22 protein-coding genes are annotated in these 25,957 nt (G+C 47.4%); 20 read left to right on the top strand and 2 right to left on the bottom strand.

The annotated features are described in order from the left end of the window. The first annotated feature begins 2 nt into the window (after positions 1-2). The 13 genes from GKG41_RS02285 (at position 3) to GKG41_RS02225 (ending at position 13,367) form a co-directional block, all read left to right on the top strand. Positions 3-818 (top strand): ABC transporter permease, encoded by an 816-nt coding sequence (locus GKG41_RS02285; protein WP_154256850.1) that lies wholly within the window; start codon positions 3-5, stop codon positions 816-818. Next, positions 815-1,594: an ABC transporter permease gene (locus GKG41_RS02280; protein ID WP_154256848.1), complete on the top strand. Its 780-nt coding sequence runs from the start codon at positions 815-817 to the stop codon at positions 1,592-1,594. The genes GKG41_RS02285 and GKG41_RS02280 overlap by 4 nt, the downstream gene beginning before the upstream one ends. Continuing rightward, on the top strand, positions 1,576-2,337 hold the full coding sequence (locus GKG41_RS02275) for an ABC transporter ATP-binding protein (RefSeq protein ID WP_154256845.1): 762 nt from the start codon (positions 1,576-1,578) through the stop codon (positions 2,335-2,337). Before GKG41_RS02280 ends, GKG41_RS02275 begins: the two co-directional genes overlap by 19 nt. A gap of 26 nt (positions 2,338-2,363) precedes the next feature. Then, a complete protein-coding gene (locus GKG41_RS02270; protein ID WP_154256843.1) occupies positions 2,364-3,113 on the top strand; it encodes an ABC transporter ATP-binding protein in 750 nt (249 codons plus the stop codon). 27 nt (positions 3,114-3,140) lie between these two features. After that, the gene (locus GKG41_RS02265; protein ID WP_154256841.1) at positions 3,141-4,430 is read left to right on the top strand and encodes an SAF domain-containing protein; all 1,290 of its coding nucleotides are present in this window, start codon (positions 3,141-3,143) and stop codon (positions 4,428-4,430) included. Positions 4,431-4,478: 48 nt separating this feature from the next. Beyond that, positions 4,479-5,471, top strand: coding sequence for a lipoate--protein ligase (locus tag GKG41_RS02260; RefSeq protein WP_347563265.1), 993 nt, complete (start codon positions 4,479-4,481; stop codon positions 5,469-5,471). A gap of 41 nt (positions 5,472-5,512) precedes the next feature. Beyond that, on the top strand, positions 5,513-6,283 hold the full coding sequence (locus GKG41_RS02255) for an MBL fold metallo-hydrolase (RefSeq protein ID WP_154256837.1): 771 nt from the start codon (positions 5,513-5,515) through the stop codon (positions 6,281-6,283). A gap of 231 nt (positions 6,284-6,514) precedes the next feature. Further along, complete coding sequence (locus tag GKG41_RS02250; protein WP_154256835.1) at positions 6,515-7,186, top strand: response regulator transcription factor; 672 nt, start codon at positions 6,515-6,517, stop codon at positions 7,184-7,186. Positions 7,187-7,211: 25 nt separating this feature from the next. Further along, complete coding sequence (locus GKG41_RS02245; protein WP_154256833.1) at positions 7,212-8,165, top strand: HAMP domain-containing sensor histidine kinase; 954 nt, start codon at positions 7,212-7,214, stop codon at positions 8,163-8,165. 89 nt (positions 8,166-8,254) lie between these two features. Further along, complete coding sequence (locus GKG41_RS02240; RefSeq protein WP_154256831.1) at positions 8,255-8,935, top strand: ABC transporter ATP-binding protein; 681 nt, start codon at positions 8,255-8,257, stop codon at positions 8,933-8,935. Continuing rightward, complete coding sequence (locus GKG41_RS02235) at positions 8,932-11,505, top strand: ABC transporter permease (protein WP_154256816.1); 2,574 nt, start codon at positions 8,932-8,934, stop codon at positions 11,503-11,505. Before GKG41_RS02240 ends, GKG41_RS02235 begins: the two co-directional genes overlap by 4 nt. Before the next feature lie 239 nt (positions 11,506-11,744). After that, positions 11,745-12,776, top strand: coding sequence for a DnaJ C-terminal domain-containing protein (locus GKG41_RS02230; protein ID WP_154256815.1), 1,032 nt, complete (start codon positions 11,745-11,747; stop codon positions 12,774-12,776). Between the two features lie 66 nt (positions 12,777-12,842). Further along, positions 12,843-13,367 (top strand): nucleoside recognition domain-containing protein, encoded by a 525-nt coding sequence (locus tag GKG41_RS02225; protein ID WP_154256813.1) that lies wholly within the window; start codon positions 12,843-12,845, stop codon positions 13,365-13,367. Positions 13,368-13,417: 50 nt separating this feature from the next. Here the strand turns inward: GKG41_RS02225 and GKG41_RS02220 are convergent, their stop codons facing one another. Then, on the bottom strand, positions 13,418-14,668 hold the full coding sequence (locus GKG41_RS02220; protein ID WP_154256811.1) for a CapA family protein: 1,251 nt from the start codon (positions 14,666-14,668) through the stop codon (positions 13,418-13,420). 326 nt (positions 14,669-14,994) lie between these two features. Beyond that, positions 14,995-16,245: an MFS transporter gene (locus tag GKG41_RS02215; RefSeq protein WP_173015506.1), complete on the bottom strand. Its 1,251-nt coding sequence runs from the start codon at positions 16,243-16,245 to the stop codon at positions 14,995-14,997. 587 nt (positions 16,246-16,832) lie between these two features. Between GKG41_RS02215 and GKG41_RS02210 the strand changes: the two genes are divergently transcribed. The 7 genes from GKG41_RS02210 (at position 16,833) to GKG41_RS02180 (ending at position 25,944) form a co-directional block, all read left to right on the top strand. Further along, entirely contained in the window at positions 16,833-18,242 is a 1,410-nt protein-coding gene (locus tag GKG41_RS02210) for a trimethylamine methyltransferase family protein (RefSeq protein WP_154256807.1), read from the top strand. Between the two features lie 150 nt (positions 18,243-18,392). Next, a complete protein-coding gene (locus GKG41_RS02205) occupies positions 18,393-19,034 on the top strand; it encodes a TetR/AcrR family transcriptional regulator (RefSeq protein WP_072854108.1) in 642 nt (213 codons plus the stop codon). 261 nt (positions 19,035-19,295) lie between these two features. Continuing rightward, a complete protein-coding gene (locus GKG41_RS02200; RefSeq protein WP_154256805.1) occupies positions 19,296-21,110 on the top strand; it encodes a sensor histidine kinase in 1,815 nt (604 codons plus the stop codon). 33 nt (positions 21,111-21,143) lie between these two features. After that, entirely contained in the window at positions 21,144-22,679 is a 1,536-nt protein-coding gene (locus GKG41_RS02195; protein ID WP_154256803.1) for a response regulator, read from the top strand. A gap of 160 nt (positions 22,680-22,839) precedes the next feature. Further along, positions 22,840-24,114: an ABC transporter substrate-binding protein gene (locus tag GKG41_RS02190; RefSeq protein ID WP_154256801.1), complete on the top strand. Its 1,275-nt coding sequence runs from the start codon at positions 22,840-22,842 to the stop codon at positions 24,112-24,114. Positions 24,115-24,196: 82 nt separating this feature from the next. Next, positions 24,197-25,096, top strand: a complete 900-nt coding sequence (locus GKG41_RS02185) for a sugar ABC transporter permease (RefSeq protein ID WP_154256799.1) — start codon at positions 24,197-24,199, stop codon at positions 25,094-25,096. Beyond that, entirely contained in the window at positions 25,096-25,944 is an 849-nt protein-coding gene (locus GKG41_RS02180) for a carbohydrate ABC transporter permease (RefSeq protein ID WP_154256797.1), read from the top strand. Before GKG41_RS02185 ends, GKG41_RS02180 begins: the two co-directional genes overlap by 1 nt. The last annotated feature ends 13 nt before the right edge of the window (positions 25,945-25,957 follow it).

The following is a 25,957-nucleotide window of genomic DNA, read 5'->3' as shown; positions in this document are numbered from 1 at the left end:
AAATGAGAATGAATAAAAAAACAAAGAAAAATAAATTCGCGGTGGGCAGTACAAAGTACGCTTTGCTGTCAGTGCTGGGAATTGCCGGTTTTTTTGTCATCTGGCAGCTGCTGGTAGTAAGCGGCATTATCAATTCAAAGTATCTGGCGGCGCCCACAGACATTATAAAGCTGTTTTTTGTAAAAATTGCGGAGACAGCGCCGGACGGCAATACGCTGCAGGTCAATGTGTTTTCCAGTCTGCGGGTGTCTCTTTTGGGGCTTTTTACCGCATTGATTCTGGGTATTCCCCTGGGCTGGCTCATGGGGTGGTATAGGTGGGTGGATCGCTTTGTCACCCCTCTGTTTGAAATCATACGTCCCATTCCCCCTATATCCTGGATCCCCTTAACGATCCTGTGGCTGGGGATCGGACTGAAGGCACAGGCGTTTATTATATTTTTCTCAGCATTTATTCCCTGTGTGATTAATTCCTATACGGGAATTAAGCAGACCAGTCCTGTGCTCATCAATGTGGCGAAAACATTTGGAGCCTCCAACTTTACTATTTTTATAAAGGTAGGAATTCCTTCCTCACTTCCCATTACCTTTGCCGGGATCCGGGTAGCCCTGGGGAATTCATGGTCTACACTGGTGGCGGCCGAGATGCTTGCCTCCAGTGCGGGACTGGGTTACATGATCCTTATGGGGCGCGCCTTTGCCAGACCGGACATTATCGTTCTGGGCATGCTTGTGATTGGCATCATCGGGGCAATTATGACAGCGCTGCTGGAACTCGCGGAGAAGAAAATTGTGAAATGGGGAGGTAGAACACGATGAAGCAAAGAAATCTGTTTTTAGAAATTCTGTATGCTGTTCTGCCGGCTGTCTCCATTGCATGCCTTTTGGCCCTGTGGATGGGCGTTTCCGGGAATCGGCCGGATCTGATCCCCACACCGGCAGAGACCTGGTCCAGGTTTGCGGATACCTTTGACAAGCCCATTATGAGACTCAGCTTTTTCGGGCATATCCTGGCCAGCCTGCGCAGAGTTATGACCGCCTTATTAATTTCCTGGTCTGCGGGTATTTTATTCGGGATTCTAATCGGCTGGAGCAGGACCGGCAAGTCAGTTTTTGGCTCCATCTTTAATATGCTGCGTCCCATTCCCCCTCTGGCGTGGATCCCTCTTATAACTATATGGTTTGGGATTGGCGAGACACCCAAAATATTAATTGTAGTAATTGGTTCCATCGTTCCGGTCATTGTAAATACACAGTCAGGAATGGAGCGCGTGGAACAGCTCTACCTGGATGTGGGAACAGTATTTCACGCCAATTCCAGGCAGCTTTTGTTTGAAATCGCAGTGCCCTCGGCGCTGCCCACCATTCTGGCGGGAATTAAGACTTCTATTAGTACCGGATGGATGGTTGTACTGGCAGCGGAGATGCTGGGGGCAAAATCAGGCGTAGGCTTTCTGATTACCAGGGGCATGGACAGCGGTGATACTGCCCTGGTTCTTGTGGCGATGATCGCTATCGGCATTGTAGGTGCCCTGCTTGCAGTATTTATTTCATTTGTGGAAAGGATGATTTGTCCATGGCTGAGAAAAAAATAAGGTTAAGGTTAGACAAACTGACAAAGATATACCATACCCCGGAGGGAGAATTCGAGGCGGTACATGAGGTGACCCTGGAGGTTCAGGACAGGGAATTCCTAGTGCTTCTGGGGCCCGGCCACTGCGGCAAAACGGTACTTCTGAATATGATAGCGGGGATGGAGACTCCCTCGTCGGGCAGTTTTTATCTGGATGAAAAAGAAGTCCGGGGTTCCCACGGCGCCGTGGGGATGGTGTTTCAGAAAACAGGACTCATGCCCTGGAAGACAGTGATGCAGAATGTGGAGCTGGGTCCTAAAATGGCCGGGGAGGACAAAAAGACCAGGCGGGAGCGGGCGAAGAAATATATTGATCTGGTAGGTCTGTCGGGATTCGAGAATTCTTACCCCAGCCAGCTCTCCGGAGGTATGAAGCAGCGGGTGGGAATCGCCCGCGCCTACACCAATAACCCGGAGATCCTGCTGATGGACGAACCTTTTGGGGCGTTGGACGCCCAGACCAGGTATGCCATGGAAGACGAACTTATAAGAATCTGGGAACAGGAAAAGCGTACCATTATCTTTGTGACAAATAATATTGAGGAAGCGGCGTATCTGGGAGACCGCATCGTCTTATTCAGCGAGTGTCCTGCCCACGTAAAAGAAATATATGAGATAGATTTACCCCGGCCCAGAAATAATGTAGACCCCAATTTTCTGCATATCAGGCAGGTGATTGCGGCGAATACGGATCTGGCTCTTTAACTATGGAAGGACGAGAGGTGTTAGAGATGGGCAATAACCGTGAAGTTAAGGTGGAAGTAAAAAACCTGACAAAAAAATTTGATGATCTCCTGGTGCTCAATGATATTTCTTTTAACATTAGAAAAGGGGAATTTGTCTGTGTCGTAGGGCCAACCGGGTGCGGCAAAACAACATTTCTGAATCTGCTGACAAAGCTGATAGAGCCCACGGCAGGAGAACTCCTGATAGACGGAGAACCGGCGGATCCGAAAAAACATAATCTGGCCTTTGTGTTTCAGGAGCCGTCGGCATTTCAGTGGCTGACGGTAGAAGAGAATCTGGCCTTTGGCCTGAAAATAAAGAAACTGCCCCCGGAAGAAATTAAGCGGAGGGTAGATAATATGCTGGAGCTGCTGGGACTGACCAAATTCAGAAACGCATACCCTTCCCAGCTGTCGGTGAGTTCAGAGCAGCGCATTATCATAGGCCGGGCATTTGTCATGAATCCGGACTTGCTGCTTATGGACGAGCCCTACGGGCAGATGGATATAAAACTCCGGTATTATCTGGAGGATGAGGTGATCCGGCTCTGGAAAGAAACGGGAAGCACAGTAGTATTTATTACCCACAACATAGAAGAGGCTGTGTATCTGGCAGAAAAAGTGCTGATTCTGACCAATAAACCGGCGACGATTAAGGAGGAGATAGAAGTGGATCTTCCGAGACCCCGGGACTTTACGGATCCTGCATTTATTCAGCTGCGTACCCACATAACGGATCAGATTAAATGGTGGTAATCAGATAGAGAGAGGAGAAAAAGTAATATGTTTGGACTGAATTACAAGTTATTAAAGCTGGAGGAAGAGGGGAATCCCGTATATGCAGGCGTGGTGGGAGCAGGAAACCAGGGAAGGGGAATGATCAACCAGATGGCAGGCATGCCCGGCATGAGGCCTGCGATTATTTCGGATATCCGGTTAGAGAATGCCGTATCAGCCTATGAAAATGCAGGATTAACCAGAGAACAGTTTATTGTTACCAATGATCTGAAGGAAGCAAACGAGGCATTAAAAAACGGCAAGTTTGTTGTGACGGAGGACTTTAAGCTGGTTGCACAGGCGGAAGGGATTTCAACGGTGGTAGATGCCACCGGCGTCCCGGAGGTGGGTGCGCGGCTGGCGGTGGAGGCTATAGAGAATGGAAAAAATATCGTAATGCTGAATGTGGAGACAGACGTTACTATTGGATCCTACCTGAAAATCCTTGCGGACAAAAGGGGTGTCGTGTATACTGGATCCGCAGGAGATGAGCCCGGCGCCGTAAAAGAGTATTATGATTTTGCAAAGGCAATGGGCTTCCAGGTGCGTGTAATCGGAAAAGGACAGAATCATAAGATAAACAGGGAGTCAACGCCGGATACCGTTGCAAAGGAGGCAAAGAGCCTGGGGCTTGCCCCTAAGATGCTCTGTTCCTTTAAAGACGGAACAAAGACAATGGTGGAGATGACGGCCATGGCGAACTCTACAGGTATGACCTGCGATATCCGGGGCGCCCATGGTCCATCCACAGACGTAGACGGCCTTGCCGGCACCTTCTTGTCAAAAGAAGAGGGCGGGATCCTGGACCGCTACGGGGTGGTGGAATATGTAAATGGCGTTGCACCAGGCGTGTTTGCCATTATAGCCCACGGGAACAGCGAGGTAAACGGGGAAATGCGGTATTTAAGAATGGGAGACGGCCCCAATTACACATTGTTTCGTCCCTTCCATCTATGCAGTCTTGAGACGCCGCTTTCAGTGGCTATGGCGTCTATCGACAAGATGGCTACCATTGCGCCTCTGGGGAAACCGGTGTGTGAGGTCATCACCCTGGCAAAACGGGATCTCAAGGCCGGAGAGCCTCTGGATTACATCGGGGGATACACCGTGTATGGTATGATTGAAGAATACGATACAGCCAAGAGGATGAATGCAGTACCCATCGGGCTGATCAACAAGAACACAGTGGCAAAAAAAGATATAAAGAAGGGTGAGGTGATCACCTATGACATGCTTGCTATGGATGAGAACTCTTACATCTATGAACTGAGAAAACTCCAGGATGAAGTTTATTAAAGGCATGGGGTTCTCATGGCCCGTCCGGCTGCAGAAGGGAGTGAGCGTGTGGGACATTACTATTATCAGACAGAATCCTGTAATCCTTGGTACAATCTGGCCGTGGAAACGTATCTGGGCACCAGAATACAGAAAAATGATGTGATCCTCTACCTTTGGCAGAATGACAAAACAGTAGTAATCGGCAAGAACCAGAATGCACTTCTGGAGTGCAGGGCAAAGCTGCTGGAGGAAGAAGGAGGGTTTCTGGCCAGAAGAACAACAGGAGGAGGCGCCGTATACCAGGATCTGGGGAATCTGTGTTTTACATTTTTGGCAGATCCAGAGGTCTATGATTTGGAACGGCAGATGAAGGTGGTGACGGACGCCATAAAAACCTACGGCCTGTGCACTGAATTTTCGGGAAGAAATGATTTGCTGGCGGAAAATGGATGCAAATTCTCGGGAAATGCATTTTCCAATACCGGTGGCTGCAGAGTACATCACGGTACTTTAATGGTGAATGTGAACTTGCAGAACATGGAGCGTTATCTGACCCCCTCCCCTCAAAAGCTCAGGGCAAAAGGGGTTTCGTCTGTGCGCTCCAGGGTATGCAACCTGAGAGATATCCTCCCGGGGCTTACCGTTGAGGGATTGAAAGGCACATTAATAGAAAGCTTCTGCAAAGAATATGGGAGCGCTCAAAAATTAAAGGATCAGGAATTTCCGTTATCAGAAATCAACCGCACAAAGGAATGGTACGCCGCCTGGGAATGGAGATACGGAAAGTCACCGGAGTGCGGGATAAGATGCACCAGACGTTTTGCGTGGGGGGGAGCGGATCTGTGGATGAAGGGATCCGGCCTTCGCATTCAGGAGATTAAGATGTTTTCCGACTGCCTGGATACCGGTCTGCCTCAGGCGTTTGAGCGTTTGGCGACAGGGAAAAGGCTTGATATGGGCGATGTGACGGAGGAAGATATCCTCTGCGCCGGCAGTTCAGGGCAGCAGAGGGAACGGATCAGGGAAGTGGTGTCATGGCTTTCATCTGCAGAGAACTAAAAAGGTAACTGCGGATGGGGAAGGCAAAAGAGAGGTCGATAATGGATTATTTATTTCACGTTGGAAATGCAGGAGTTATATTAAAACTTGGAGGGCAGTGGGTTGGAATTGATGTATTTACCGGTCGGGAGATCAAGCCCTATCAGCCACTGCCGGAGACACTGGAACAAAAGCTTCTCTGTGATGCCGGCTGTCCTGAGATAGGACTTCTTGTGGTTACCCATAGCCATAGGGACCATTTCCATCCCCAAAAGGTTTCTGCTTATCTGAAAACCCACAGCTCTGCCTTGGTTTTGGCGGGGGATGATATCCTTTCCATACTGGCGGAAGCCGGCGTTAGTTCCTCCCGCTTTCTGAGAAAGGAAAGAATAAGAATGTCTGACCAGGACTTTATGGGCAGATACGGTGCACTGACTCTATATCTGCTGTCCACAGAACATATGGGCAACGTCTACCGGGACGTACGCCATTACAGCGTACTGCTTCAGTATCAGGGGCAGGAACTGTTTGTTTCGGGGGATGCAAAGCCCGATCACAGGCTGTACGGCCATTTGCGGGAGTACTGCGGGAAACTGAGTGTTCTGATTGCCCCATTTCCCGCCCTGGGGCTGCCCGGGGCGAGAAAGTGCCTGCTTCAGTTTTGCCGGCCGGATCAGATATTTCTGGTGCATTTTCCCTCTCCCGGTGAGGATATGGAGGGCTGGATAAAAAGCACTGTGGAGAGCTGCCGGAAGATGGGAGAGGAGCTTCCGTATCCTGTATACTGCCTGGAGGCAAAAGAGAGGTATCCTTTGCATCTTGTTGTTGATTAGAGTCAGAATGTCTCTTGAAAATTTTTGCGGCGCCTTATGTATAGAAAGAATACATAAGGCACTATTTCTGGTTCATGGGCTCTTCCCGGACGGCGGAATAAGGAAACATAACAGCAGAGAATAGATAAATGGAAAAGGATGGTTTTGCAGAATAGCTTCTTTTATGATAGGGTATATGTATACGGATAGTAATATGTGTTAAAAAAGTGAGGCTGAGGTGAGAGGCGTTATATGAAACAGGTTCTGATTGTGGAAGATGATGAAAATCTTAATAAAGGGATAAATATTGCATTGCGGGGTGAATATTGCTGCGTGCAGGCCTTTACCCTGCAGCAGGCAAGGGAGATTTGGAAGGAACAGCGTCCCGACTTGATCCTTCTGGATGTGAATCTGCCGGACGGCAGCGGGATTGATTTAATGGCGGAGATCCGCCGTTTTGACAGGACGCCTATTATATTGCTTACAGCAAATAATATGGAAATGGATATCGTGACAGGACTGGAATCCGGGGCAAATGATTACATAACAAAACCCTTCAGCCTCATGGTCCTGCGTGCCAGGGTGGGAGTGCAGCTGCGGGAAGGAAAAGACACGGGTGCTGTATTTAAATGCGGGGAGTACTGCTTTGACTTTGAGAAAATGGAATTTATGAAGGGCAGCCGCGGGATCGACCTGAGCAAAACAGAACAGCGGCTGCTCCGGTGTCTGGTGGAGCATAAGGGAAAAAATGTGAGCCGGAGCCGGCTGATTGACAGCGTCTGGCAGGGGGAAACCGAGTTTGTGGATGAACATGCCCTTACGGTTGCGGTCAACCGCCTGCGCAATAAGCTGGGGGATTCCCCCAGCGCACCGGAATGTATCAAAACCGTGTACGGCATAGGGTATATCTGGGCAAAACAATAAAGTACAGAAAGCAGAGGAAGCAAAAATGAAGGCAGAGGTTCTGATACTTGTATCTGTAAGTGCGGCATTCGTTTTGTTTGGCGCCTGTATTTCTGTAGTGATATTCTTTAGGGCGCGGGAGAAAAGAGTCATCCGACGGATACAGAAGATGCTGGATGATGCCATAGACGGCAGATTCCAGGATAAACATTTGGATGAGACGGGGATATCGGCCATAGAAAACACCATGTGGCGGTACCTCTGTGACAATGAGATGGCATACCAGAAGCTTTCCAGGGAGAAAGAGCAGATCCAGCTGCAGATTTCTGATATTTCCCATCAATCGGTAACTCCCATCTCAAATATAGTACTGTACGCACAATTACTGGAAGAATGGCTGGCACGGCAGAAATCGGACGGGAGCCCGGAGGCGGCGGGCTGGACGGAGGCGATCCGGGAGCAGGCTAAAACATTGGAATTCCTGGTGGAATCTTTGGTAAAACTGTCCCGCCTGGAGACGGGGATTATTAAAGTATGTATGCAAAAACAAAGGATTCAGCCCGTGTTATGGGCCGTACAGCAGCAGTTTATGCCGAAGGCAGAGCAGAAGGGGGTTCGGCTAACCGTGGAACCCACAGAGGAAACCGCTGTGTTCGATTTGAAATGGACCATAGAGGCAGCGGCAAATGTGGTTGACAATGCCATAAAGTACACGCCCTGCGGAGGTGAGATTGTTGTCTCTGCAGAGGCTTATTCCTTTTTTGTATGTATCCGTGTGGCAGATCAGGGGATTGGGATCCCGGAAGAGGAACAGGCCAGCGTTTTCTCCAGGTTTTACCGATCCCCCGGGGTGAGCGGGGAACCCGGACTGGGGATCGGGCTGTATCTTGCCAGGGAAGTGATGAAGGCCCAGAGTGGATATATAAAACTTGCTTCCAGGGAGGGTAAGGGCAGTGTGTTCTCTCTTTTTCTGCTGAAAGAAGAAATATCTCAGAAGTGAGACATTCCGGAAACAGGTTTGAGATATTGGCATGGTATAGTCTGTATATAAGATACAGACTATTTTCATTTGCGGAGGAGAACGAAAACATGAATATATTGGAAGTAAAAGGGCTGACAAAGGTATATGGAAAAGGGGAGGCTCAGGTTCGTGCCCTGGACGGCATTGATCTGACCATAGAAAAAGGAGAGTTTGCCGCGATCGTAGGATCCTCGGGAAGCGGAAAATCTACCTTTTTAAATATGGTTGGGGGCCTGGATATTCCTACCGGGGGAGAAGTGGTGGTTGACGGCAGAAAACTTCAGGAGCTGTCGGATGATGAGCTTACCGTCTTCCGGCGCAGGAAGATTGGCTTCATTTTTCAGCAGTACAATTTAATCCCTATGTTAAATGTATGGGAAAATATTATATTACCTCTGAAACTGGACGGAAAGCGGGTGGACGAGGAGTACGTACTGGAGATCACGGGGATTCTGGGACTTCGGGAAAAGAGAAAAAGCATTCCCGGCCAGCTGTCCGGGGGCCAGCAGCAGAGAGTTGCCATTGCCAGGGCTCTGGCGGCAAAACCCGCCATTGTGCTGGCTGACGAGCCTACGGGGAATCTGGATTCAAAAACAAGTCAGGATGTACTGGGGCTGCTTAAAATAACAAGCGCCAGGTACAGGCAGACCATCCTGATGATTACCCACAATGAGGAAATTGCACAGCTTGCGGATCGGATCCTGCGGATAGAGGACGGAAAGCTTGTGAAAAGGCAGGTGGGAGAATGAAAGGCAGAGAAACTGACAGCAGACTGCACCTGCAATTTATAAAAAGTTATAAGAAGAACACCCTGGCTATCTTTCTAAGTTTTGCCCTGACCTTTACACTCCTGACTGCCATGCTGGTTTTGCTGCATACCAATCACAGAATTGCTAACATACAGGCAAAGGCGCAGTTTACCCCCTCAGATTGTTATATAGAGGACCTGTCAGAACAGCAAGTTCAGCAGTTGAAAGAGGACAGGAGTATTCAGCGGCTGGCAGTGGAGCAGGGGGGGCGCTATACGTTTCAGCGCAACCATCAGACCATGTTTCTCGTCAAGGGGGATGATACGCTGGTTACCATGATGGCAAAGACCATAGAGGGCAGACTGCCCAAACAGGAAGGGGAAGTAGCCGCAGAGAAATGGGCTCTTTTAAATCTGGGGATAGAACCCTCGGTCAACCAGAGCTTTACCATCACAGATCCGGAAACCGGGGAGCCGAAGAAGGTTACACTGGTTGGCATTTTGTCCGATATGCTGGGTAATAAAAAATATGGAGTGATCCAACTGTATACCCCTCTGGATAAGCAAACGGAAGACTCTTACCTTGTGTATCTGCAGTTTAAGGAGGGGGTGAGTTATACTTCCAGGATAAAAGAGCTGCGCACAGAGCTGGGGATACAAAGCAGTCAGATACGAACCTGTCCTGCGAGGGAAGATTTCCGGGATTTATACTGGACGGATGTTAAGGTGATCGGTGTAATTCTCGTGATCTGTATGGTAGTATTCTATGGGATTTACCGCATTGCAACTATAACCAGAGAAAAACAGTACGGCATTTTAAGGGCAGTGGGAATGAAGCGGAGGCAGCTCCAGAGAATGATTTTATCCGAACTCTTTCTTATCTACTGCGCAGGGGTTCCGGCGGGGATCGTCGGGGGATTGCTGGTGTCAGTCTTCATTAGTGCGATCTCCGGCGATCGGGGTATGGAAATCTATCTATTTAATGAAAAGGTAAGCTTTGCTCCGGTGATTCCTGTGTGGCTGATTCTTATCTGCGTGGCAGTGACTGCTTTGCTGATTGGAACGGTGGGGTGGATGACAGGGAGAAAGATCGCGTCAGCATCTGTGACAGAAACCATATCCGGGGGGCGTTCCGGGAGGGAGGAAAAGAAAAGCGGAAGCGTTTTTGCCTTAGAGAAGTCCGAGAGCAAGACAGGCACCCTTCTTCAGATGGCATGCAAATATATTTTCAGGGATAGGAAGACCAGCGCTTTTGTGGTACTCACGGTATGTCTGGGAGTTACCTTATTTACGGGCCTTGCTTACCGGGCACAGACCCTGGAGGCATACCGCAATGATACAGAGGAAATGTGGTATTTAAACGGACAGTATGCTATGACAATGCAGGCTTTTGCCGCCGCCCGGGAGGGGATATCCAGAGAAAGCGCCCGGGAGATGGAACAGATCCCGGGGATTACAGCAGTGAAGACAGCATCCGGCATCCCGGTGCGTGTTGTGGATGAAGCCGGAAAGAAAAGAAACGACAGCTATTACGAGGAACACAACAAAAGGCTGAGAGACACATACGGATACGGGGACGCGGGATATGACGGGAGGAATCAGATCTACAAATCTATCCTGTACGGATACAACAACGAGGCGCTGACGGCATTGAAAAGCCATGTAATTTCCGGAGATTTTGACCCGGAGGAGATCGGGGAGAACGAGGTGATTCTCTCTGTGCTCCGAACGGATGACACGAAGGAGAATAAAAATCCGGGTTTCTACAAAGAAGGCACGCCCCTGATGGACTACCGTGTGGGGGATGAGATACAGATAAAATACAGGAAGGATCTGGATACTGGCACGTTGGAGTATGACAATCTGACAGATACCCAGGCAGAATATGAGTATAAAACATATAAGGTTGCGGCTATAGTATCCTTTGCCTATATGTACGACTGCAACCGGACGGTCTACCCTTTGCTGATCACCAGCGATGAGCAGATAAAAAAGATTGCCCCAGACAGCGGTATCCAGTGTATGTATGCGGACGGCGGGAACCAAATGTCACTGTCCCGGCAGATGGAGCTGGAAAGACAGCTGATTAAGGTTAGCAGTCAAAATGATAATGTGTCTGCCCGCAGCCTGATTTCGGAAATCCGGCAGAATGAAACCTTCTATCAGAAACAGATGGTTTATGTCTATGGTATATCCGTCATTGCTTTTGTTTTAGTGATGATCAATATGATAAATAACCTGAGGTACCGTATGCAGACAAGGACCAGAGAAGTATGTATGCTCCGGGCCATTGGAATGAGTGTGGCTATGACAAAACGAATGATGCTGTTTGAAAATACGATTCTGTGCGTGGTGTCCATAGCCGTGGCGTTTTTGATATCTCAGCCGGCACTTAGGTATCTCTACAGAATCTCTGACATGCGTGCTTTTGGCCATCCCTTTCAGTATAACTTCCCTGCTTTTTTTCTGGTATCGCTGGTTGCCCTGCTTATAAGCATGCTGCTTTCCCTGGGAATCCTGAAAACCTGGAAAACACGTGAGATTGTGGAAGGGATGGGAAAGGCAGAGTAGGATTTATAAATTTTCGCCGTTTCTCTTGACAAATGAAAGTATAGCTGTTATATTACAGATATAACAACAAGCGTAAGTCGCAAAGTATCGCTGCACTATAGAATTATATTCGGCGGTCGGGTATTGAATAAGAACAGCAGCTTATGAGGATACCGGGTATTTCATATAAGAATATATTGTGTTTCCCCGGGAATCTTCCCGGGGAATATTTTTGACTGCACAGCAGGGAGGTGGCAGTAATGGAAAGAAAACGGGATTATTACGAAATTTTGGGAATTGGCAGAGATGCCGATGAGCAGACAATCAAAAAAGCATACCGCAAACTTGCGAAAACGTATCATCCTGATACAAATACAGGAAATAAAGCGGCAGAAGAAAAATTTAAGGAAGCTACTGAGGCCTACACGGTTTTGAGCGATCCGGAGAAAAAGAAACTCTATGATCAGTTCGGTCATGCCGGTCTGGAGGGAACGCCCGGGGAAACAGGGGGATATGGAAATGCATACAGCAGCTCTGACGGCAGCTACCGGGAATTTCATTTTGAGGGCGGCGATATGAACGATATTTTCGGGGATATTTTTGGAGATGCCTTCGGAGGAAGAGACAGAAAAAGATACAGCGGATTTCATAGAGATGGATTTGACAGCACCGGCAGATTTTACGGCAGAGGGTTTTCCGGGGAAGGTTTTCGGTCCAAAGGTCCGGATCTTCATGCGGAGTTATCTGTCACATTTGATGAAGCGGCCTTTGGGTGCGACAAGATCATCACGCTTCAGAATCCGGAGACACCGGGGGACAAAGCGCAGTCACTCCAGGTTCATATTCCCGCAGGGATAGAGAATGGCAAAAGCATTCGGCTCCGGGGCAAAGGGCTTCCCGGGCTCGGTAAAGGAGAACCGGGGGATCTGCTTCTGAAGGTGCATGTGGGTGAAAAGGCAGGGTTTTGCCGGAAAGGCATGGATATCTATACCACAGCAGAAGTGCCTTTTACCACCGCTGTGTTCGGCGGGGAGGTTACGGTTCCTACCATTGACGGAAATGTGGTGTGCAGGATTCGTGAGGGCGTACAGTCCGGGACTAAGATCCGCCTCAGGGGAAAAGGGGTTGTCTCTATGAAGAATCCGGATGTGCGTGGGGATCAGTATGTGACAATACAGATTCAGGTGCCCAGAACTCTGAATCCGGAAGCCAGGCAGAAGTTAAAAGAATTTGAACATGCATGCGCGGCTGGAAACCCTAAACGGAACAACGGAAATGGAAGTGCAGCGTAAAAGAGAGTTCTTTTTTTACGGCCGGCGGAGTAAAATAAATAGACAAGACAGTTCAGAGGGGTTATATTGAAGATTTTACTCTATGTCTCAGACTTGATTATTCCGCTGGTAATTTTTTATATTGTGGGCTATGGCATTCTCATGAAAAAGAATGTCTACGAGGATTTTGTCACAGGGGCAAAGGACGGTCTTAAGACAGTGGTTCAGATACTGCCCACGTTGGTGGGCCTTATGGTAGGCGTGGGGATTTTAAGAGCGTCAGGCTTCCTGGATCTCCTGGGAGATCTCATAGGGCAGTGGACCAGATATATAGGTTTCCCGTCCCAGCTGGTGCCTCTGGCCATTGTTCGTATGTTCTCCTCCAGTGCGGCAACCGGATTGGTGCTTGATGTGTTTAAGGAATTTGGAACCGACTCAAAGATAGGCTTGATAGCGTCCATTATGATGAGCTGCACAGAGACGATTTTTTATACCATGTCTGTTTACTTTATGACAGCAAAGGTAAAGAAAACAAGATACACCCTCACAGGTGCACTGATGGCTACTGTTGCAGGGATAATTGCCAGTGTGATACTGGCAGGAATGATGTAAGGTGCACAGGTGACCGGCCTAAGGCCGGCGTCCTGTGCACTTTTGCGTTGTCAGGAGTATACATTACCGGTAATTTCCCCGGCCATCTCCTGCAGCCGCTTCAGAGTAAATTCCTCGTTGGAATAGACGTGTATGCGGTGCTTTTGCGCCATTTCCTCCGTATAGTCCTCCAGCAGATAGACAGCTCGTGCGCTGGGATCGTCATCATACTGCATAACTATAGGGGTGAGTCCGTAATCATCCCGGATACTGACACTCCCGTCTTCTGCGGATTTTACCAGTGTAATTTCCGCAAGTCCCCCAAGGAGTGCCTCCGGCCTCTGCTGGGTGGACACAAAGTTTCCCAGCGAGTAATACACAAGCATCTGGTGGCCCTTCCGGTTCTTTTTCATTTCATACCCCTGCAGTACATGGGGATGGGCACCGATGGTAATGTCAACGCCGTTCTGCAGAAGAAAATCTACTTTTTTTTCCATATCTTTTGTAGGCTTTTTAGAGTATTCTTCCCCTGCATGGAGAAAGCAGACAGTAATATCCCCCTCCTTCTCTGCCTGTTTAATATCGTTCTCTACTCTCGTTTCGTCCCAGATATCAATAAGATAAGATTTGGAAGAGGGGAGATTATTATCGTTTACCCCGTAGGTATAGTTGAGCATAGCTATTTTAATACCTTTTTTCTCCACCACAGTAATCTTTTCCTGATCTTTTTTACTGCTGTGGATGCCGAGAACAGCAATACCCGGATGGTTATCCCTCCAGAAATCCAGCGTATCCAAAACCCCTTGCTCTTTTTTATCATAGGTATGGTTGCTGGCCTGTTGGATGACATCGAATCCTGCATTGACCAGCGCGTCCCCCACCTCTGTTGGGGTCCCGAAAAGCGGATATCCCGATAGTTCGGAGCGGTCTTTTACAAAAACAGTTTCCTGGTTGACAACAGCCAGATCTGCTGCCTGAATTTTGTCCTTTACATGGGCATAGATGCTGTCATAATTCCAGCCGCCGGACTTTTGTTTTCCTGTTTCTATTAAGGGGCCGTGAAATAAATTATCTCCTGCCGCGAGAAGGGTCAGGGTCTCATCCAATGAGCTGCTCTGGGATGACGCCTGCTGTGCGGTGTGTCCGGGGTTTTTTGCCTTTCTGTCTCCGCAGCCTTTTATCAGGAATGCCGCAGCAGAGATACTTAGTACCAGCAATATGCCTGCCAGCACATATAGCTTCTGGCGCCTTACCTGATCTTCCCGCTCCTCCCTTCGTTTCTCCTGTTCCCTTTCCCGCAGCCGTTCTTTTCTCTCCTTCATTATGGTGTCCTCACTTGTAAATGTAATATTTAAAAAAGCGCTTTTCCATATGTTGGCAATATAATCGTATAAAATGATTTGATTGTCAAGCTGTTTGCTAAAAACGTTAGAGTAATGAAACAGAAAAACAAAAACATATAAAAAATTAGAAATATTTTGTCATATTAGCATGTTTTTTTGTCGGCAAAAGAAATAAAAATGCAATAAAGATATTAACAAAAGTGAAGGGCAGAGGCTGGCGGGGGGCAATAAAAAAGGTGCAGACATAACCCGTAGGTTAGTTCTGCACCTTTTGCTGTTTGCATAGCAGTATGTCTGGCGAAATCTTATGCCTGCTTTTTCAGTGATTTTGTCTGTCTTGTTAAGATAACTGACACGATAAGTCCGGCTGCTGAGAAAGCGAAGAGCAGAATAAAGATTTTATTAAAGCCTGCTTCCACATTCCCTGCTTTGGTTGCCTGGTCCAGCCATGCGCCGGCAATGGGAGGAATAACAAAATCAGGAATAAAGGCTATAAAGGATACAACTCCAGTGGCAACTGCTGTCATCTTTATGGGTATGCCTGCCTGCCCCATAGTGCTCCAGTAGGTGGACTTCATTATATTGGCGATAAATGCAAGAATGAGTGTAATGGCAATACACACCGGCACCACCTTGTTGGTGAGTATCATTGCTGCCGTAGCTGCAATGACTGCTGTGAATAATACAAAGAATCCCTTTCCTTTGAAGGTAAACTTATCCAGCAGCCAGCCGCCGATAAATCCTGCCAGGAATACAATAATATAACTTCTGACAATGCCGAGGGTAGAGGCTGTTGACTCTGAAACGCCGAGTACCCGCACGGTATAAGTGGTCAGATAGCCGTTGCCCAGTGTCCAGGAAATATATGCACAGGCAACCAGGCCGATGGTGATCCATACCCCTTTACACTTGAGGGCATCCAGCATAGAATAAGATTTTCCGCTGTCCTGGGTTTCTTCGTCGCCGTTCAGATTGCCTTTCGGCAGGAAGACAAATGCCAGAACCAGAAATATTACACAGATAGCAGTTCCTGCTAAGAGTATAAAGCGGAAACCTGTGGCAACAGAGGCGGCGGCACCCATAATTCCCAGGAAAATAAAACCGCAGATTGCCTGGAGAATACCGCGGGTAGCTTCGCTGCTGCCGAAGATAGTACTTTGGTTCTCCTCATCTCCAAGAGAGCGGATACCTGCCAGATAGGCAGACCACAAAGTGGCAATCCCAAAGAATCCAAACAGAATATGGACGATCATCAAAAGTACGAAGTTAGTTGTCATAGAATAGACAACTGTACATGCAGCCAGTCCTGCCAATGAAATTATAATCAGGTTCCGGCAGGAAAATTTTTCTGCAAATATGCCTCCGATGGGATAGCAGAGGGTACTGGTAAGGGATACTGCCGTTGCCATCAGTCCCATCTGTGTATCGTTCAGATGCAGGGCTGCAGTCATCTGATCATAAAATGTGTACCGAAGATATGGAATCTGGTAGGCGAGGGCAACAGTGGCACTTAAAATAATAAAAATCATTAATTTTTTAAAACCCATTTTTTTCATAAAATTGTCTCCATTCCACCGCCAGGTTGACGGTACAAACATACCTTGCACGTTAGGTTCCTAGTTTTTGGCTGTCTTTGTATCCCCCCCCATTCTTTCTATAATAGTTCGGTGCCTGAATGATAACGGTTTTGCTGCCGGCAGCCTGATTGTGGTAAAGGCAGAATGCGTTAGCAGAATTAAGCCTGCCGGTGCTGCAACATAATTATATAGTTATCATGATAACAAGATGGTAACATAAATGGGATGCTGTGTCAATGAACATGTGAAATAAAAACCTAATAAATAGATGGAAGTGGTTTAATTAAACATACAATTAATAAAAAACAAGAAATATATCAGTAAAAATATGTTGACAATGATAACATAATGGGATATGATGTTGTTATCAAATGGTATGTAAATATTGTTTTACGCATAGTGATATAAGGGTACCGGTGCATGCGGCAGGGGGGCACACCGAGGGCCCGTATCGTGTGTGGAGGTGGTTAAGAAAAACCGGATATAAGAGCCGGCATTGCATCATAGCAGGATTTGGAATGAAGCAAATGGAATCCCCTATTTAATGAAAACGGAGGTATTTGTAAATGCAGAGATATCAATTATTAACACAGAATGAAATCGAACAGATTCATGAGAACTCTCTCAGAATAATGGAAAATGTAGGTATCATTTTTACCTATGAACCTGCAAAAGAAATCCTGAAAAAAGCAGGTGCGAAGGTTGACGGCGATCTGATTCGTTTCCCCAGAGAGATGGTGGAGAGAGAGCTGAAGAACGTACCTTCTTCATTTACAATGTATGCTAGAAACCCTAAAAAGAATGTTGAAATTACATGCGAAAAGACTGCGTATGTGGGACCTTACGGATCACCGTTTGTTACGGATATGGACAAAGGACGCCGCAGCGGTACCCTGGATGATTTTATTAACATAGTAAAAATCTGTGATAAATTGGATAATATTGATATTCAGAGCCATATCTCCTGTGAACCCAATGATGTTGATGTAAAGATCCGCGCTCAGGTGATGGTGTACAATACCTTAAAATACAGCGATAAACCGCTGATGGGCAGCGTATACGGATATGAGAAGTCAAAACAGTGTATTGAGATGGCCTCTATGCTGTTCGGCGGCATGGATGCAATTAAAGACAAACCGGTAATGGCATCCATCCCCTGTACCCTGACGCCTCTGAGTTACGACAACAATATGGCAGGCGCTATCATTGCCTATGCAGAAGCAGGACAGCCGCAGCTTGTTAACTCCCTGTCTATGGCAGGAATGACGACACCGGCTACACTTGCAGGTCTGGTATCGCTTCAGAACGCAGAAGTTCTGGCTGGTATTGTATTGGCCCAGTGCGTGAATCCGGGAACACCCATTGTATATTCTGCTTCAGGTTCCAATGCGGATATGGCTACGGGCTCTCTGGCTATCGGATCGCCGGAGGATGCGGTAGTATCTCTGGTTAACGGACAGCTGTGTAAGTATTATCAGATTCCATGCCGTATCAGCGGTGCCCTTTCTGATTCTAAGATGATGGATTCTCAGGCGGCCTATGAGTCAGCCATAACCTTGATGATGGCTCAGATGGCAGGCGGAAACTTTATCCTCCATGCAGCCGGAATTATTGATACCTACAGTACTACATCTTTCGAAAAACTCATTGTTGACGACGAGATCATTGGCTACCTCAAGAGAATCAACCAGGGTGTTACTGTAAACGAAGAAACCCTCGCTTATGATGTTATTGAAGAAGTAGGCCCAAGGGGCATCTTCCTCACCCACGATCATACACTGGATAACTTCAGAGATGAGTTCTACAGACCAAGACTCAGCAACCGGCAGACTTACGACCAGTGGCACAGAGAAGGCTGCACGCCGATTGAAAAGGTTGCCAATGCCAAATGGAAACAGATTGTTGCCGATTACGGCGAGCCTACTTTACCGGCTGATGTTGACGCAGATCTCAGAAAATATATTGAGGCACTCTAAAACGTACGCAGGCTATAGAGAGTAGGAACATTCCCTGAAAGAACTTGCTTTTATTAATTTTTTGGTATAAAATTAGATAGCTTGATGATGGCTGCGCCCGTTTGGGGCGCAGTTGTCATAATATTCTAAGTAAGTTTAGGGAGAGCCGCTATGGCAGAGAACAAAAAGAAAGAACTAATACAAAAAACATATGAGATTCTGAAGGACGTAGGTCCCGAGGATACTAAGATACGCACCATTGCTTCAAAAGCTAACTGTACCAGTACAGTTATTTACAGGCACTTTAATGATCTGGATCATCTGCTGCTGTTTGCCTCCATAAAGTTCCTGGAGGACTATATGGTAGATCTGCAGAAGATATTCAACTCCAATATGAACGCCCTGGACATGGGAGTACTGATGTGGGAGTCTTTTTCTAAATATGCATTTCAGAATATTCATGTTTTTGAGACCCTCTTCTGGGGCAAGTACAAAGAGAACCTTGGGGACACGATCTTCGAATACTACCAGTTGTTTCCGGATGAATGGATTCATTCCGACGGCCTTTCTGCAAGTGTGTTCTTTAATGACGACCTGCAGGGCAGAAACCGGATAATGCTTCGGAGAGCAGCTTCGACCGGATACTTTACCTTTGATGATGCCATGCTTCTGAGCGATTTGGAGTGCTGTCTGTTCCATGGGGTATTGATGGAATACAAAGATGTCTACAGACAGCCGGGGATGGCGGAGGAAGGCCATGAACGGTTTATGAAGATGCTGGATTCTCTGATCGTAAGATACCGAATTAAATAATTGATATAAAATATAGGGCTGCCGCCCGCCGGATAGGACAAACATCCGGCGGGCGGCAGTTTTTTGGTTTACCACCGGAATCTTAGGAATGTCTCCCCTTTTTTGGAAATTTAGACTTTTAACTTTTGACAATACAGGTAGAATGATAGTAAAGCGGCAATCAGAAACATAAATTTCCAATAATATATTGCAGACAGAGGAAGAATGTGACATGATACAAAATATAAAAAAACTGTGAAATAACTCTAAAGGGGAAAACCTATGAAAAGAATCCGAAAGGCTGTCCGGGGATTTAAGACACAGATTGTCCTGTCTTTTATCATTGTGTCTATCATTCCTCTCATTGGCATAGGGATATGGACCTATAAGAACACCTCCGGCATTGTAAACGATAATGTGAAGACTTTTACCTATGCAAATCTGACACAGACCAGCAAAACAGCGGCTGTATCCATTGAAGCCTATCATGCTCTGCTCTATCAGATTTTTACGGATGAAAACATTGTGGCCCTGACAGACAAGATCAACTCCGGCCAGGATCTGGCGGTGAGTAAGAACCAGCTGCGCCGGGCTTTAAGAGGATATGCCAGTGCAAAGCCGGATATCCAGTCCATCACCATACTGACAGCCAGCGGAGAGGCGGTCTTCTATGATATGATTACGGCTGCCACCACAAAGAATTCCTGGCTGGACGGGTTCAGACTGTCCCAGAGAGAAATATTTCAGCAGATATCAGGGACAGCGGGCACTGTGATGTACTCCACACAGTACGCGACTACCCAGGGAAACAATGACTATTATTTATTTCATATGGCAAACAGGATTATTGATTATAAAAAGGTAAAGAAGAGAAATGGAGTTGTAATCGTCAGCATTGATGAGAGAATGCTGAATGATATCTGCAATGAAGATACCGTACGCATGGAGGATGGACGGTATCAAACCATGAACTTTATCGCGGACGGGGAGGGTAGGATCTGTTCCTTTGATGATCCGGCCCGCTGCGGTACAAAACTCTGGGGGAAAAAGGATACACAGGATGAAAAAGTAAGAAAGGCAAAGCAGTTCCTTGAGGCAGAGGGCTATATGTCGGGGGAGCACCTGGCTGTTCAGGCTTATTATGATGAAAAGCTGGATTTTACCTTTGTCAATGCATCTAATCAGGCGGCCACATTGAGTCAGCTGCGGCAGCAGAGAACCATTATATGCCTGATTGTTATTCTCTCCGGGGCAGCGCTGGTTATTATCATACATTTTACGGTTGCCCATCTCACAGGCTCCATATATAGAGTAGTCGCTACTATGAAGAATGTGGAGGAGGGCGGACTGGCCCAGAGGATTCCGGATGAGAAGCGTATGCCCACAGAAATTGAGCTGATCGCCAGGCAGTTTAACCATATGCTCAGTAAGGTGGAAGAGTCTATGGATAAGGAGCGGGAAGCGGTTGTGCGTCAGAAAAATGCAGAAATTGCTGCTTTGGAGGCTCAGATTAATCCTCATTTTCTATATAATATTCTGGATACCATTAACTGGATGGCAATCGATAAGGATGAATACGAGATCAGCAATACCATTAATTCTCTGGCACAGATACTCAGGTACGGATTAGATAAGAGCAACTCCATGGTGGAGATACGCAGAGAGGTGGAGTGGCTCCGTCAGTATATATTTCTGCAGCAGACAAGGCTTAAAAATACCTTTGAGTGTCAGATAAACGCAGAGCCCGGGATACTGGGATGCCGGATCCATAAACTGCTGTTCCAGCCCTTTGTGGAGAATGCCATTCTCCATGGATTTGAAGGAGTGAACCGGACGCATATTCTGAAAATCTCCATTGACGGGGATGAGGACCGCATCCGGATCCGGATACAGGACAATGGAAAAGGGATGCCGCAGGAGAAGGCAGACCGCTTAGCCGCAGGTGAGACGGCAGAGGATCAGGAGAGAACCCATATCGGGGTCAGCAATGCCATTGGCCGCTTAAAGATGTATTATGAGAAGGAGGCGCAGGCAGAGATTAAGAGCTGTCCGGGAGAAGGGACAGAGATTACGCTGTGGATACCAAGAATGGAATAGGGACGGGAGAGAAAAAGACTGGAGTGTGGGAAAATGAGGATTGTCATTGTAGAGGATGAGATCAGAATCAGGGAGGGAATATCAAAGCTTCTGGGAAAGATAGACCCATCCTACGAGATCGTGGGGGAGGCAGAAAATGGCTGGGCCGGACTTGAACTGGTAAAAGCGGCCAGGCCGGATCTGGTGATTACAGATATTAAGATGCCGGAGATGGACGGGCTGCAGATGCTGGAGGAGCTTCATAAGGACGGTCTTCTGATAAAGGCGATTGTGCTCAGCGCCTATTCAGAATTCGCCTATGCACAGCAGGCCATTCACCTGGGAGTAAGTGAATACATATTGAAGCCTGTTGCGGTGGGAGAGCTGGCTCAATCCCTAAAAAATGTGGAGGATCAGCTAAAGGAGGCCAGGAGAAACGAAGGGGAACATCCGGAGAAGCTGCGGTCTCTGGAGAACATTTGTATTGGGCTTCTCATGGGGACGGTGGCAGCGGACAGAGAATTAGAAACCTATCTTTCCGGACAGTATGGGATAGATCCGGGAGGAGAGTTTGCGCTGCTTAGTTTTTATCTGGGAAAGCAATATGAGAGAGAAAGGAAACATACGGCTATTGAGATAGAGACTATGCTGAAGGGAATGGGCGGGGTGCCCCACTGTCTGTTCCACCTTCCTGAAAAGTCAGAGATCCTGGTTCTGCTATACCGGTGGGGGGATCTGGCAAAGGCAGAACGTGAAATTAGCAACTATCTGGTACACCACAGAGGGATAGGCCAGAGAGCAGTGAGCGCGGGGTGGTATGCTTTTCAGGGACTAAGCCGCCTCTCAGGCGCGTTTCAGACCCTGCAGAAGTATATGGACTGGGCGCTGGTTCTGGGAAGCTCGGTTCTTATTGTCTATCCCAAGATTACGCAGGTGCAGACCCAGCCGCTATCCTACCCTGTGGAGCTGGAGAAGGAGATGCGGAGGGAACTCTGTGCCGGCAGGCAAAAAAGGATTCAGCAGGTGGGGAGGGCCTTCCGGGAGTACTTTGCCAATGGAACTGTCTATGCTCCCAGGGAGATTAAGGAATCCTACGTACGCTTTCTGTGGAGTATCCTGAATGTGGGAAAGGAAATTGATATTGAACCTCTGAAAGCCGTTGGACAGCAGGAGCTTCTGGAGGATATTATGTCTGCAGTCACCTATGACGAACTGGAGGAGATTCTTGCCGGGGTGACGGCCAGAATCCCTGTGGAAGGGGAGAGAGACGACAATTATCTGATTCAGAGGACGAAAAGCCTTATCCACGAATTCTACCGGCAGGGCATCACGCTGGATGAGATCGCCGGGCAGCTGAAGATCACGCCGGAATACCTGGGCATGCAGTTCCACAGGGAGACAGGAAGTAATTTTTCCTCGTATATGAAGAAGTACCGGGTAAAAAAGGCAAAAGAGCTGCTTATAGGATCCCGGATGAAGCTCTATGAGATTGCCTCCGCCGTGGGGTATTCGGATCCCAAATACTTCAGCAGAGTATTCAAGGAGGTGACAGGAGAACTTCCGGCAGAGTACAGAAAGCGGCATCAATAAAAAAGGGTAGACATTTCCGATTACTTTAGAAATGTCTACCCTTTTTCAGTTATTTAGAGTTTTGGAACCGGGAAATCTGAGATAGAATAAGACCATAGAAAACAGAAAGCCATTCCAGCAATGACATTCTTTGATAAACAAATATAAGGAGGATTTATTCATGAGAAAGAAAGTAGTAGCAGCTTTTTTAGCAGCGACAATGGCCATGGGCATGCTTGCCGGGTGCGGCGACAGCAAAAGCAATGACAGTAATGAGGACACAAAGGAAAGCAGTACGGAGACAGCGGCAAAGTCCGACGGCGAGGAGGCAGGAGAAAAAGAGGACGTGACCATCTGGTATTATTGGGAGACAGAGGGACACCAGAAGGCCCTGGATAAGGTAATTCAGGATTATAACGCATCCCAGGATGCCATACAGGTAACTGCCAAGTACGTTCCGTTTGCAGACTTTAAGAAACAGCTTTCCATCGGGGCATCTGCCAATGAGCTTCCCGATATTGCCATTTTGGACTCCCCGGACCATGCATCCTATGCTTCCATGGGAATCTTCGCAGATCTGACAGGGAAGTTTGATGTATCCAGCTATTATCAGGGCGCGGTGGATTCCTGTACCATAGACGGCAGTCTCTACGGGGTCCCTTTCGGAGTAAACTGTCTGGGACTTTACTATAACAAGGATATGATGGATGCGGCCGGCCTAACTCCGCCCACAACCTGGGATGAACTGAAAGATACTGCAGCGGCTCTCACAAAGGACAAGGTAACAGGGTTGGCATTCTGCAGCGTTCAAAACGAGGAGGGGACCTTTAACTTTATGCCGTGGGTATGGTCCACCGGCACGGATTCCTACACCATCGACTCAGAGGGAGGCAAGAAAGCCCTGACTTTAGCAAAGGATCTCATTGATTCCGGCTCTATGAGCAAGGAGTGCATCAACTGGACACAGGGAGATGTGATGAACCAGTTTATCTCCGGCAATGTGGCTATGATGATCAATGGTCCATGGCAGATTCCAACTATGAAAGAAGAGGCACCGGACCTGAACTGGGATGTAACCTTAATTCCCAAGGACAGCGAATATGCCTCTGCCTTAGGCGGTGAAAACTATGCAGTAATTGCCGGCGGCAATGAAGAGGGTGCCCTTAAGTTCCTGGAATATGCCACAGAACAGGAACAGGTGACTTATCTGATGGACAAATTCGGCTACATATCAGCAGATAAAACCATTGCAGAGACACAGTTTACAGATGATGCAGTTATGCAAAAGTTTACAGAAGAATTAAACTATGCCAAAGCAAGAGGTCCTCTGGCAGAATGGCCGGAAGTATCCGATGCCATCTCACTGGCCTTTAATCAGGTAATGACAGGAGCAGCTGAACCGGACAAGGCAGCAGCCGATGCCCAGGCAACCATTGACAGTATTGTAAAAAAATAAAAGCGGATACATAGAGATACGGAGTATGCGGAAGATCTGTGTACTCCATATCTTTGCCCAAAATTAATGAGGAGGCGTTATTTTGAAAAAAGTGAAGCGGTTTTTTCAGTATGACAATATCGGATATCTGTTCGTTCTTCCGGCATTTCTATACATGCTTATATTCGTAGGATATCCTATTGTAGACAACATAATATTAAGCTTTCAGGACGTAAACATGAAAACACTGACCGCAGCTCACAAGCCATTTGCGGGCCTGGCCAATTACATAGAGATCTTTCACGATCCTGTATTTATAAAATCTTTGGGAAACACACTTTTATTTACCGTATGCTGTTTACTGTTCCAGTTTCTCATCGGATTCGCCCTGGCGATCTTCTTCAACCAGAATTTTAAGATTTCAAAGACGGTGCGGGGACTTCTGATGATGCCCTGGATGATTCCTATCACGGTGACAGCACTTATCTTTAAATTTATCTTTGGCACAGATGTGGGGATTCTCAATAATATCCTCCAGGGACTGGGGATTATCAAGGAAAACATAGATTGGCTGACCTCCACGAATACGGCAATGTTTGCCATTGTATGCGCCAATGTGTGGATCGGAATTCCCTTCAATATGATTCTGATTTCCACAGGACTCACCACCATTCCCCAGGAATTGTATGAGAGCGCATCCATAGACGGAGCCGGCAGAATCCAGTCCTTTTTTAAGATTACGTTACCGCTGCTGAAGCCCACCATTGAATCCGTTTTGATTTTAGGCTTTATCTATACGTTTAAGGTCTTCGATCTGGTATATGTAATGACGGGAGGGGGACCGGTGAATTCCACCCATATGCTCTCCACCTATTCTTATAAATTATCCTTTGAAATGTTCAAATACAGCAAGGGCTCCGCAGTGGCAAATGTATTGTTTGTCATTCTGCTGATTATCAGTATGTTCTACCTGCGGATGACAACGAAAGGAGAGGAAGAATAATGGGAGACGAGAAAAGAATAACCGGCGGAAAGAATGTGATCCTGTGTATCGCATCGCTTCTTGTACTGTGTGTACTGCTGTTCCCGCTGTTCTGGATTATAGTGACATCCCTGAAGACGGAGCAGGAGATTTTCCAGGTTCCCCCCACCTTGTTTCCCCACGTGCTGAATACAAAGTCGTATGCGGCACAGGTAGAAACCGGAGACTTTAACATGTTCCGTTCTTTTGGAAACAGTCTCCTAATTGCGGCAGGGGCCATGGTAATCTCAGTAATCCTGGCAGTTCCCGCTTCCTACGGAATTGCAAAATACCGGTTCCGGGGGAAAAAGGTAGTGCTTTTGGGATTTCTGGTAACCCAGATGCTTCCGGTGTCTGTGCTTCTGACACCAATGTTTATTATGTTCAAGAACATACACGCGTATAACACACCTGTGGCAGCCATCCTGGCAGATGCTACTATAGGAATTCCATTTTCAGTTCTGATTTTAAAAAATTATTTTGCCTCGATCCCTAAGGAACTGGAGGAGGCCGCCTATATAGACGGATGCAACCGGTTTACCGCATTTATCCGGGTACTGATTCCCATCGCAAAGCCGGGGGTTATGGTATGCTCTATCTTTTCCTTCCTGTATGCCTGGGGGGATCTGGCTTACGGCATGACTTTTATCATCGACCAGCAGAAACGGCCTATCACAGCAGGAATCTTTAACTTTATGGGACAGTACGGAACCAAGTGGAGCTACCTCACCGCCTTTGCGGTAGTCACAATTATCCCAGTGGCATTGATCTTTATCTTTATGCAGAAATACATCATAAGCGGCATGACCAGCGGAGCAGTAAAAGGCTGACGCAGTCGGCATG

The organism is Lactonifactor sp. BIOML-A5 (assembly GCF_009677585.1).
GTDB lineage: Bacteria > Bacillota > Clostridia > Lachnospirales > Lachnospiraceae > Lactonifactor.
This window is presented reverse-complemented; position numbering and strand designations above follow the sequence as displayed.